General features: G+C 35.3%; 11 protein-coding genes. 5 read left to right on the plus strand and 6 right to left on the minus strand.

Annotated features, from left to right (window positions below; all coding sequences use genetic code 11):
* Positions 1-46: 46 nt before the first annotated feature.
* On the minus strand, positions 47-511 hold the full coding sequence (locus QW060_RS19220; protein ID WP_290362532.1) for a copper resistance protein NlpE: 465 nt from the start codon (positions 509-511) through the stop codon (positions 47-49).
* 125 nt (positions 512-636) lie between these two features.
* Between QW060_RS19220 and QW060_RS19225 the strand changes: the two genes are divergently transcribed.
* Together QW060_RS19225 and QW060_RS19230 are read left to right on the plus strand one after the other, a co-directional pair.
* Positions 637-2016 (plus strand): aldehyde dehydrogenase, encoded by a 1380-nt coding sequence (locus QW060_RS19225; RefSeq protein WP_290362531.1) that lies wholly within the window; start codon positions 637-639, stop codon positions 2014-2016.
* A 30-nt stretch (positions 2017-2046) separates the two neighbouring features.
* Positions 2047-3291 carry a cation:proton antiporter gene (locus QW060_RS19230; protein WP_290362530.1) on the plus strand — a complete coding sequence of 415 codons (1245 nt, stop codon included), beginning with the start codon at positions 2047-2049 and terminating at the stop codon, positions 3289-3291.
* A gap of 22 nt (positions 3292-3313) precedes the next feature.
* Here QW060_RS19230 and QW060_RS19235 read toward each other — a convergent pair whose 3' ends face one another.
* From QW060_RS19235 to QW060_RS19250, 4 genes are read right to left on the minus strand one after another with little or no spacing between them, the layout of a single operon-like run.
* The gene (locus tag QW060_RS19235; RefSeq protein WP_290362529.1) at positions 3314-3979 is read right to left on the minus strand and encodes a DUF2461 domain-containing protein; all 666 of its coding nucleotides are present in this window, start codon (positions 3977-3979) and stop codon (positions 3314-3316) included.
* 1 nt (position 3980) lies between these two features.
* Positions 3981-4874: a bestrophin family protein gene (locus QW060_RS19240; RefSeq protein WP_290362528.1), complete on the minus strand. Its 894-nt coding sequence runs from the start codon at positions 4872-4874 to the stop codon at positions 3981-3983.
* Position 4875: 1 nt separating this feature from the next.
* Complete coding sequence (locus tag QW060_RS19245; protein WP_290362527.1) at positions 4876-5370, minus strand: metallophosphoesterase family protein; 495 nt, start codon at positions 5368-5370, stop codon at positions 4876-4878.
* Positions 5370-6635: a M64 family metallopeptidase gene (locus QW060_RS19250; protein ID WP_290362526.1), complete on the minus strand. Its 1266-nt coding sequence runs from the start codon at positions 6633-6635 to the stop codon at positions 5370-5372. The genes QW060_RS19245 and QW060_RS19250 overlap by 1 nt, the downstream gene beginning before the upstream one ends.
* 125 nt (positions 6636-6760) lie before the next feature.
* Between QW060_RS19250 and truA the strand changes: the two genes are divergently transcribed.
* From truA to lpdA, 3 genes are all read left to right on the plus strand, one after another.
* Positions 6761-7501, plus strand: coding sequence for a tRNA pseudouridine(38-40) synthase TruA (gene truA / locus QW060_RS19255; protein WP_290364692.1), 741 nt, complete (start codon positions 6761-6763; stop codon positions 7499-7501).
* On the plus strand, positions 7494-9239 hold the full coding sequence (locus tag QW060_RS19260; RefSeq protein ID WP_290362525.1) for an ABC transporter ATP-binding protein: 1746 nt from the start codon (positions 7494-7496) through the stop codon (positions 9237-9239). Before truA ends, QW060_RS19260 begins: the two co-directional genes overlap by 8 nt.
* Before the next feature lie 122 nt (positions 9240-9361).
* Positions 9362-10753: a dihydrolipoyl dehydrogenase gene (gene lpdA / locus QW060_RS19265; RefSeq protein WP_290362524.1), complete on the plus strand. Its 1392-nt coding sequence runs from the start codon at positions 9362-9364 to the stop codon at positions 10751-10753.
* Between the two features lie 257 nt (positions 10754-11010).
* Here lpdA and QW060_RS19270 read toward each other — a convergent pair.
* On the minus strand, positions 11011-12026 hold a 1016-nt coding region (locus QW060_RS19270; protein ID WP_290364936.1), incomplete at its 5' end, for a sensor histidine kinase.

The following is a 12026-nucleotide window of genomic DNA, read 5'->3' on the forward strand; positions in this document are numbered from 1 at the left end:
GTTTTTGAAAGATTATATAAAAAAAGAAGCTTTAAAGCTTCTTTTTTTATTGTTTGGTTAATACATAATGTTCTTTCAGAGCACCATCAATTTCATTTCCTTCCTGATCTAATTGTATCAGTTTATTCTCCCCTACTTTTAATTTAACATCAGTATCTTTACCTTTAAGATGTACTACCGAACCATCGTGCCACATAATAGTCCCCTTATCTTCAAAAGTTGTTCTTTCAGTACCTGCTTTTGCTCCCATATAGGTTGCTTTATGCGTAAATGTTTCATCCTTATTAAGAGTAATCACCGTTTCTATTCCTTCACAATCAGCACATGGAAGCGTTCCTTTATAAGTTCCAGCCCAGTCCAGTGAATTTTCGGAAGTATGAGAATGTCCGTCATGATTCATGGTAGTGGTGTCTTTGTTAACACCATCCATACCATCGGTTGTTGTTTCTTTCTTTTTACAGGATACTAAAGCGATTCCTACAAAGGCGATTGCTAATAAACTTTTTTTCATATTCATATCTTTTTAATTTTGTGTTCTAAACTGCTATTATTACTATTATAACGTAAAGTATATTACTTAAAGATACTATTTTTTCTGTAGAAAAATCAAAAAACAGTATCTTTAATAAAAAAAGAATGAATTCGTTTTATCCCCTGCTGCATAAGCAACGTACTTTCTTTAACGCAAACCATACACTTGTTTTAGAGAATAGAAAGCAACTTCTTACGGCTTTAAAAACAAATATCGAAAAGAAGGAAGCAAAGATACTCTCTGCATTGCAGCAAGACTTTAAAAAGTCTCCCTTTGAAGGATTTGTTACAGAAATTTCGATTTTGTATCTTGAAATTGATCATCATCTGAAAAATCTGAACAGATGGAGCCGTCCGAAAAGGGTACGTTCTTCTTTACTTAATTTTCCTTCTTCAGAATATATTTATAAACAGCCTTACGGATCCGTACTGATTATCGCACCCTGGAATTATCCTTTTTTATTAGCGATCAGACCTTTGATAGCTGCCATAGCAGCAGGAAATACGGTAGTGCTAAAACCCTCTGAACTCACTCCTTATACTGCATTAATTCTGGAAGAACTTATAAGGGAAACATTTCAAAGTGAATGGGTAACAACTGTTCTTGGTGATGCAGATGTGACAACGAAGCTACTCGAAAATAAATTCGATAAAATTTTTTTTACCGGCAGCACGCAGGTAGGTAAAATAATTTATCAGTCGGCAGCAAAACACCTGACCCCGGTTGTATTGGAACTTGGAGGAAAAAGCCCCTGTGTGATTACAGAATCTGCAAATCTGGAATTGGCGGCTAAGAGAATTGTCTTCGGTAAATTTGTAAATGCCGGACAAACCTGTATCGCACCCGATTTTATATGGATTGCAAAAAAAAGTAAACCAAAATTTATCGCGTTGCTACAACAATATATTCTTGATTTCTATGGTTCGGATATTCAAAACAATACAGATTATCCGAGAATCATCAATGCAAAAAATTTCAACCGCTTGATTCGTTATCTGCAACCCGAACAGATCATTTTTGGAGGTGTACACGATGTAAAGGAACTTTATATAGCACCTACAATACTTGACAATGTAAACTGGCAGGATCCTGTGATGCAGGAAGAAATTTTCGGACCTGTTTTACCAATAGTTACGTATGATGACTTGGAAGAAGTGATATTATACAATCAGCAAAATGCGAAACCTCTTGCTTTCTACATGTTTTCAGGCGAAATTGAAAAAGCAAAAAAGTTTATGGACAAATTACAATTTGGAGGCGGTTGTATCAACGATGTCCTTTCTCATATCATCAATCTCAGAGTTCCTTTCGGAGGTTTTGGAGAAAGTGGTATGGGTAATTATAATGGCAAATTTTCTTTTGATGCCTTTAGTCATTCTAAAACGATAGTCCATAGAAAAAACTGGCTGGATTTAAAGATGAAATATCCTCCCTACCAAAATAAATTGACATTTATAAAAAAAATACTTTCATTGTTAAAATGATGCATTAATTTTGCAGAAAATTTATCTCCCATGGAATTATACTATACCTTTTCAGTTTTAATTGTACTTGCCTCATTATTTGCTTATCTCAATTTACGGTTTTTAAAATTACCCGCTACGATCGGTATTATGATCATAGCTGTGTTGGTTTCTTTAGGAATCCGTCTGGTAGGAGATCAGTTTTTTCCTCAGACTACTAAAGAGTTTTTTGAACTTATACAGCAATTTGATTTCAATGAAATCCTCATGGGCGCTATGCTTAACTTTCTGCTTTTTGCGGGTGCTCTCCATGTGAATATTGCCGATCTCAAAGATCAGAAAAGCTCAATAGCCACGTATGCTACCATAAGTGTAGTACTCTCAGCCTTTATCATTGCAGGTCTGTTATTTTATGTAGCTCCTTTGTTTGGTATTGAAATACCTTTTATCTTCTGTCTGTTGTTCGGAACGCTCATTTCACCTACCGATCCTATTGTGGTATTGGGAATTCTTAAACAGGCAAAAGTACCGAAGCACATTGAAACCAAGATTACAGGGGAGTCTTTATTTAATGACGGAGTAGCTGTAGTCATGTTTGCCGTAGTTTTAAAAATGGCTACTGATGCCAGCTTTGAAGTGACCTTTGCCTCTGTTTCGAGCCTGTTTTTAATTGAAGCCGGCGGAGGTGTTATATTAGGAACTTTACTCGGTTTTACAGCCTCTAACGTTATGAAAAAAATAGATGATTATAAAGTCTCTGTTCTGATTACTTTATCCATTGTAATGGGTGGTTTCCTCGTAGCCAAACAACTGCATGTGTCTTCTCCTTTAGCAATGGTAATCGCAGGTCTTATTATCGGAAATTATGGAAAAACACATTCAATGAATGAGACAACCAGAGATTATTTAGGTAAATTCTGGGAGCTGATTGATGAGATTATGAATGCCATCTTATTCCTGTTTATCGGTTTTGAGCTCTTGTTGTTGCCTGATCTGGAAGAACAGCTGGTTTTAGGATTCGTAGCCATCTTCATTGTTTTGTTTTCGCGAATGATGTCGATACTAATACCACTGAAATCAATTTTGCGCAGAAATACTTATACACGAGGTTCTTTAATAACCATGGTTTGGGGCGGTATCAGAGGAGGTGTTTCTATAGCATTGGTTTTATCAATGCCTAATGGCGAATATAAAGATACGCTACTGGAGATTACTTATATTGTTGTTTTATTTTCAATTGTAGTACAGGGGCTCACCGTTGGTAAAGTAGCTAAAAAAGTTTTAAAAGAAGAATAAAAAAGAGGCATAAGCCTCTTTTTTATTTATATAATGATTCTCCGTTTAAATCGGTAGTCAGCACTTCTGACATATAATCAAAAAAAGGACGCATTGCTGTAAAAACAGCTACTGCTTTTTCTGTAAAATCAGGAGCAAGTACTTCTTTGTCTGTAAATGATTTAGAAACCAGAAATTGCTTCTTTCGGATCAGATCAATTGCCGGATGATTTTTATCAAAACCTTTAGGAGCGCTTATCAATTCGTCACCTGTGAGGTTTCCAAATGTATCTTTAAAGGTCTTATCTTCAATAATCGCACGCAATTCACGGTCGTCAAGTTCGATTTCTTTGCGAATCCGGAATAAATCTTCTTTATTGGGTTCCCAGAAACCTCCTCCGGCAAAACTCTTTCCGGGTTCGATATGCAAATAGTAGCCGCCCCTTAAAAAGGGTTTGGTACGTGCCATAAACATAGAAAAATGATTTTTATAAGGTGTTTTATCTTTTGAGAATCGAACATCCCTATAAATTCTGTATATTTTCATGGCTTCCAGATGATCGCGTTTTGCATACTCATCATATATTTTGGTAAAATATATTTTAGCCTCTGCAGCCGCTTTATCATATCTATTTTTGTTTTCAGAAAACCATTCGCGATTATTATTTTTTTCGATTTGCTTTAAAAAATCAAAGATACTTTTGTCCATATTATTTGAAATTTTGCATAAGAATATTTGTAGCATTTCTGCCGATGTTTTCAGCTATTTTATTGGTTGGCAGATCATCTGTACCGCCATTGAAAGGGTCTTCAATTTCTTCAGCAATAAGCTCAAGACTCAACAATACATAAAACACGACCATAGCCAAAGGTACAATATAATATCCGGTTGTAAAAACATATCCGATGGGTAGTGTTATTACATATACAAAGATAAACTTCTTAATAAACAGTGCATAAGCAAACGGAATGGGAGTATTTTTAATCCGTTCACAGGTTCCTGCAACATCAATCAAACCATTTAAAAGCTGATCAATAGTCCATTTATCCTCTGGCATAATTACGCCATCTTTAGATAGTTTCTGAGTCATCTTCCGCATCTTTCCGGCAATGGATGATGGCGGGTGCTGTGATTTGAGATAATCATCAAATTCAGGATGCTCACTTTCATCCAGCATGTATTTTGTAGATTCGTTCGTAAGATGGGTATGCAGAATACGGGCATACATCTTTAATTTATTAGCGTAGAAACTTCGATTGGCTTTATCATCTTCCGGCAATACACTGTCGAGTTTAATAGCAATATTCCGTACATCGTTAATGAGTTTTCCCCATGCTTTCCGGCCTTCCCACCAGCGATCATAAGCTGTATTAGTTCTAAAAACCAATAGAAGAGATAACACAAAACCAATTACCCCGTGCAGCATGGCAATATTTTTCAAACCTGAATTCTGAGGAAGTTCCAAATAGTCGATTTCAATATACGCCACCAACCATGAAAGCAAGCCCATTAACAAAATTGTAGGCCATAATTTTTGAATCGTATCGGATTTGTGTATTTTAAAAATAAATACCAGCCAGCCTTTTGTATCGTATATCTTCATTTTATCTTTTACCTAATTCTATTACTTCTAATTGTTGAATCTTTCCTTTATCAATTTCAAACCGCAGCATTGTGCGTATTTGATGAAAACCATATATACCTGCTGCTCCAGGATTCATATGTAGACAATTCAACGCTTTATCAAACTGAACTTTTAATATATGGGAATGACCACAGATAAATAACTGGGGTGGATTTTCTTTTAGTTCTTCCCGGATAGCTATGTTATATTTTCCGGGATAACCGCCAATATGGGTAATCCAAACATCCATTCCCTCGCACATAAAGCGGTTATTGAGTGGAAACTCTAAACGGGCTTCATGATCATCAATATTACCATAGACGGCACGTAAGGGTTTGAGCTTTTTTAAAGTATCGGTCACTTTCAAATCACCGATATCACCGGCATGCCAAACTTCATCTGCCTGATGTACATAATTGAGAATACGATCATCTATATGACTGTGCGTATCCGAAAGTAAAAGAATTTTTTTCACTATTCTTCTGTATAAAATAAAATAAGTTGCTCTATTGCATGGCTGCAAACTGTACAAAAATCTTTTGCACCGTTGGTTTTCATACGGCATACCTGACCCGGTATGTAAATTCCGTTTCCTTTTAATCCTTCATAGACACCTAAAGGTCTGTTTTTTTCTGTATAAGTAGTGGGAATTGGAGTGTCTTTTTTCAAAAAACGTTTCCACTTTGTCTCAAAATTAGCCAGACTGGTAATATTTTGTTCCCAGGGTTCAAAATTGTTTTTTGTAGTTTGCTGTAAGTGATCAGACGGGTAAAAATATTCATCTGCCAATCCTGCAAAACTATGTCCGAATTCATGTACTGTAACCCTGGCAAACTTTTTAATTTGTGCAGACATAACAGCATAACTGTTGTAAATACCTCCCCCACCATATACTTCGGAATTTGCCAGTACTACAATATGATGATAAGGTATTCCTTCGAGTACATTATGCATCTCTCTTACGTGTTGAATGGTAAGATATCGATCCATATCAAACGTATCAAAGCTGGCTTGTAAAGCTGTATTTTTCCATTCCTGTTTGCGCGGAGTTGTGATGCCACTGTCTATTGAAACCGGCATCACGGCAATAACCTGAAATCGTTCCTGATATTTTTTGAAAGCCGAATGTTTGAAGAGCTGTCTGACAAATGCATTGGCTTTTCTTTTAAACGTTTTCATTTCTTTCTTCGAATATCCTTCTGCAACAACGGCAATTTTTATAGGATTAGGATGTGAACTCTTATGTATTATTATGGTCTCTATTTCATTTTTCTTTGGCTCTTTTTGAATATTAGTGTCTTTAGGATCAACAGTATGATTGAGTAAAACATGCGCAGTATTGGCTTTATCAAAGAAGACTATCTTTATGTTCACTTTTTGTTTGGGAAAAGGAACCAGAAATACATTTTCAAACTTCTTCTGTGTCTTTTTAGCCACCTCAAGAGTAGTCCATTCCTGAAATAAGGTGCTGTAACTTTCTACATAAATGAGCCGATTTGTAGCTGCATCATACATCTGTATCTGGCCGTTTCCCTGCAGCAATACTTGTTCAGGATTTACCTTCCTTCCGTTCCATTCCGGAATCATTTTCATAGCCTCCAAAGCAGCTGTTTGATGGATATGATCTCCTTCGAAAGTATAATCTAAACGAAGTGTTTTATTTTCAAAATAATCAGCAAACGATTGAGAAAAAGCACCAAGACTACCAATAAATGCTACTAAAATGAATAGGAATCTCATTATTTCAAGTTTAATTACAAAAATAGAAAACAAAAACCAATGTTTTTTAACCTGAAGGTATTTATATTTATAAAAATGCTCTCGTGAAATTGCCGTATATTTGCATTGATTTTAGAAAATTCAAATTGAGATATTTTATAGAATTTGCTTATAAAGGTACCCATTATCACGGTTGGCAATCGCAACCCAATGCTATTTCTGTACAGGAAGTACTTACAAAAGCATTGAATCTCTTGCTGCATGATACGTTTGAGATTGTTGGTGCCGGAAGAACAGATGCCGGAGTTCATGCTGCTCAGATGTATGCCCATTTTGACACTGAGACATCATTTGATGATACACTGCTTGTCAAAAAACTAAATTCCTTTCTGCCGGAAGACATTGCTGTTTTTTCTGTCAAAAGAATGCATGATGAAGCGCATGCACGCTTTGATGCCTCTGCCCGAACCTATGAGTATCTTATACACACTCAAAAAGATGTGTTTAGCAAAGATCTGAGCTGGTATCATTTTAGGGATCTCGACATTGCTAAAATGAATCAGGCAGCTAAAATTTTATTGGAATATGAAGATTTTGAATGCTTTTCAAAAGTCCACACCGATGTTTTTACTTTTAACTGTTCGATTACTGAAGCCTACTGGACTCAGGAGGGTAATAAAATAATGTTTACCATCTCTGCCAACCGTTTTTTGAGAAATATGGTAAGAGCAATTGTAGGTACTCTGATTAATATCGGCACAGGAAAAATTGAAGTAGACGAATTAAGAAATATTATTGAAAGTAAAAACCGCAGCAAGGCTGGATTTTCAGTCCCGGCACACGGCTTATATTTAACTAAAGTCAAGTATCCGTATATAAATGAGTAAACTTAAAACAAGTACATTAAAAAAAGTAATGCATTATGCACAACCCTACAAAACCAAAATGTATTGGGTGGTGATCAGTGTGATTACTTTATCGGTTTTTGCTGCCGTTCGCCCCTATATGCTCAAAGAAGTTGTAGACAAATACATTGAGACTAAAGACAATCAGGGTTTGCTGTTTTATATACTGTTGATGTTTCTTGTATTGGTTTTAGAGGTCGGTTCGCAGTTTTCCTTTACTTATATCGCCAATTGGCTGGGACAAAATATTATTAAAGACATACGGGAAGAATTGTTTGACAAAATGACCCGTTTCAAATTGAAATATTTCGATAATGAACCCGTAGGAAAGCTGATTACGCGAAATGTCTCCGATATCGAATCTATCGCCAGCATTTTTAGTCAGGGATTGTTTATGATCATTGGTGATGTACTTAAAATGGTTGTTGTTTTGGGCATTATGGCCTATATGAACTGGAAACTTACGATTATTGTGTTGGCTGCTATGCCCATACTGCTATATGCTACGCGTGTTTTTCAAAAACACATGAAAGTGGCCTTTGAAGAAGTACGCGCCCAGATTGCCAACCTCAATACTTTTGTACAGGAACGCATTACAGGTATTAAGATTCTACAACTGTTCACAAGAGAAGAATTGGAATATAAAAAATTTGAAGAAATCAATAAAAAGCATAATGATGCGTGGCAGAAAAATATTCTCTATAACTCTATTTTCTTTCCAATAGCTGATATTGTATCTTCAGTTACGTTGGGTTGCGTTATTATCTATGGAGGTTTTAGCATCATTGGCGGAGATAATATTACCACGACAGGAGACTTATTTGCTTATACCATGATGATCTCTATGCTTTTTAACCCTTTGCGTCAGATTGCGGATAAATTCAATGTTATGCAAATGGGTATTGTAGCTGCTGACAGGGTTTTCGAAATTATGGATCGGAATGATCTTATACAGGAAAACGGTCAGATAACCGCTCCAAAATTTGAAGGCAATATTTCACTGCAGAATGTACATTTTAGCTATATTGACGGGGTTGAAGTTTTGAAAGGGATTGATTTAGAAGTAAAATCAGGGCAGACCGTCGCTATTGTAGGCTCTTCAGGTGCCGGAAAATCTACTATCATTAATCTTTTGAGTCGATTTTATGAAATATCGGAAGGTACTATTACCATTGACGGCACCAATATTAATGATTTTACTTTAGAAAGTCTGCGCAAACAAATAGCTGTAGTTTTGCAGGATGTTTTCTTATTCAGCGATACCATTCTTAACAATATTACACTTAATGACCCTGAATTGACAAAAGAACAGGTAATTGAAGCCGCTAAAAAAATTGGTATTAACTCCTTTATAGAAAGCCTCCCTAACGGATATGATTATAATGTAAAAGAGCGTGGTATTATGCTTTCTTCTGGTCAACGGCAGTTAATTGCTTTCCTACGTGCGTATATGAGCAATCCGAGTATTCTTATTTTAGACGAGGCAACTTCTTCAGTGGATACCTACTCGGAAGAACTTATTCAGCAGGCAACTGAAATTCTTACAAAAGACAGAACTTCTATTGTTATTGCCCATCGTCTGGCTACGATAGTAAATGCTGATGTTATCATTGTAATGGATAAAGGTAAAATTGTAGAAAAAGGTTCGCACCAAGAGTTGTTGACCATTGAAAACGGATATTATAAAAATCTGTATGATTCTCAATATGCCGTAGAATAATGAATAAAAATAATTTTACAGCAATTAAAAATAAAAAAAACAAGTTTTAATTATCAATCTTTCAGCAAACAAAATAATTGCTTATTTTAGTCGACTGAAAATATTATCAGAAAAATAGATATATGAAATTCGATATTATAGTATTAGGTAGTGGTCCCGGAGGTTATGTAACAGCTATTCGTGCGTCACAATTAGGCTTTAAAGTTGCCGTTATAGAAAAAGAAAATTTAGGTGGGATTTGCTTAAACTGGGGATGTATTCCTACAAAAGCCTTACTAAAATCTGCTCAGGTTTTTGATTATCTGAAGCATGCATCGGATTACGGACTAACCATAAACGGAGAAGTAGATAAGGATTTTAATGCCGTAATTTCACGTTCAAGAGGCGTAGCAGAAGGTATGAGCAAAGGGGTTCAATTTCTGATGAAAAAAAATAAAATCGAAGTTATCGACGGTTTTGGAAAAATTAAACCAGGTAAAAAGATTGATGTTACAGACAAAGATGGTAAAGTAACTGAATATAGCGCAGATCACATTATTATTGCTACCGGAGCACGTTCACGTGAATTGCCAAACTTACCTCAAGATGGTAAAAAAGTAATCGGATACCGCCAGGCAATGACATTACCGGTACAACCTAAAAAAATGATTGTCGTTGGTTCCGGTGCGATTGGAGTTGAGTTTGCTCATTTTTATAATTCAATGGGAACTGAAGTTACTATCGTTGAATTCATGCCGAATATAGTACCTGTAGAAGATGAAGACATCTCAAAACAGTTCGAACGCTCTTTGAAAAAAGCAGGAATTAAGATCATGACTAATTCTTCAGTTGAAAAAGTTGATACTACCGGAGACGGTGTAAAAGCAACTGTAAAAACAGCTAAAGGAGAAGAAGTACTTGAAGCAGACATCGTACTTTCTGCTGTTGGAATTAAATCTAACATCGAAAATATCGGATTGGAAGAAGTAGGAATTGCTACTGATAAAGATAAGATTTTAGTAAATGATTTTTACCAAACCAATATTCCGGGTTATTATGCAATAGGTGATGTTTCTCCTGGTCAGGCATTAGCTCACGTAGCTTCTGCAGAAGGAATATTATGTGTTGAAAAATTGGCAGGATTACATGTTGAACCTTTAGATTATGGAAATATTCCAGGATGTACTTATGCAACTCCTGAAATCGCATCTGTAGGATTAACAGAGAAAAAAGCAAAAGAGGCAGGTTATGAAATTAAAGTTGGTAAATTTCCTTTTTCTGCTTCAGGAAAAGCGAAAGCAGCCGGTACTCCTGATGGTTTTGTAAAAGTAATTTTTGATGCAAAATATGGCGAATGGCTGGGTTGTCATATGATTGGCGCAGGTGTTACGGATATGATTGCAGAAGCAGTAGTTGCCCGTAAACTCGAAACGACTGGTCATGAGATTCTTAAAGCAGTGCATCCACACCCTACTATGAGTGAGGCTGTAATGGAAGCTGTAGCTGATGCTTATGGTGAAGTAATCCACTTATAACAAGAAAAATATAAAAGAATAAGGCAGAACAATAAGTTCTGCCTTTTTTATTATAGGTAAATAAAAAAGTCCACTTAAAGCGGACTTTTTAAACAACAAATAAAATTCATAGAGAATTAATTAAAATTAACTTTTCTTTTCTTTCAAAAAAATATTAATCTTACTCAACAAATATATTGCAATTTAATTTTTTTTGTTCTAAAGTCAGAACATTTTTTTCTCAATTTAGCGAAAATGGGTTTTTCGGGGGTGAAACCCTACTTTTGTTTAGTGAATGCTATTTCTATGGGTAAAATCAAAGTGATTACGGTTCCCTTTTCAGATGACTCCGCTGTATAATAAGTGCCCTTTTCATTGTGAAGAAGATTAAGACGTTCTTTAACCATAGCAATTCCTTTTGATTCATGGTAATTTTCTTTTTTCTGGTTTACATATCCAATACCATTATCTTTAATACGAATGACAAGTTTTGAGAAAAGCATTTCCACTGAAATTTCGATAACGGGTTGTGTAATTTGTCTGGTAAATGCATGCTTTATACAGTTTTCAACAATAGGCTGCATAATCATAGGGGGTACCATCAAATCGTTTTCATTAAAGTCAAGATTCTTCTTTATATGCAGAGAAACCGGATAATCCAGACGCATATTTTCTACATCTATATACAGTTTAATGAAATCCAGATCTTCTTTAAGCGTAATGAATTGAAGGGTAGAAAAATTCAGTGTCTCTCGTGTTAATTTCGAGAATTTGCTCAAGAAATATAAAGCGTTATCTACATCATTATCAATAATATAATTTTGAAGAGAATTGAGCACATTAAAAATAAAATGCGGATTCATCTGACTTCTCAATGCTTCGAGTTTCGTGTTTGTAATACGTCTTTCTAACTGTATCGTTTTCAGCTTCTGTGCATTATTATACTCTTGCAGTTCCTGTTCTTTTCTATGTTTCTTTTTTAGTACAGAAATTCTATAACGAAGCAATAAAAAGACCAGCAAAGAAGAAAATACAAATACCGCGAATAAGAATTTCCATGTCTTATAAAAAGGCGGATTGATGATAATGGTTAAGGGCTGTACAATTTCTATATATCCTGTATCCAGATTATTTACTTCAATCTCTACCTGATATTCATCCGGCTCAATATAACTTAGTTTTATAGAAGGATCTGTAAAATAAGGACTCCACTCTTCATTTGGTTTTAAACGATAGCGGAAACTTAGTTTCTCAGGATATTCTACTTTACCGATTAAAAATCCTAAATCGATTG

It is taken from the genome of Paenimyroides ceti, from assembly GCF_030409925.1.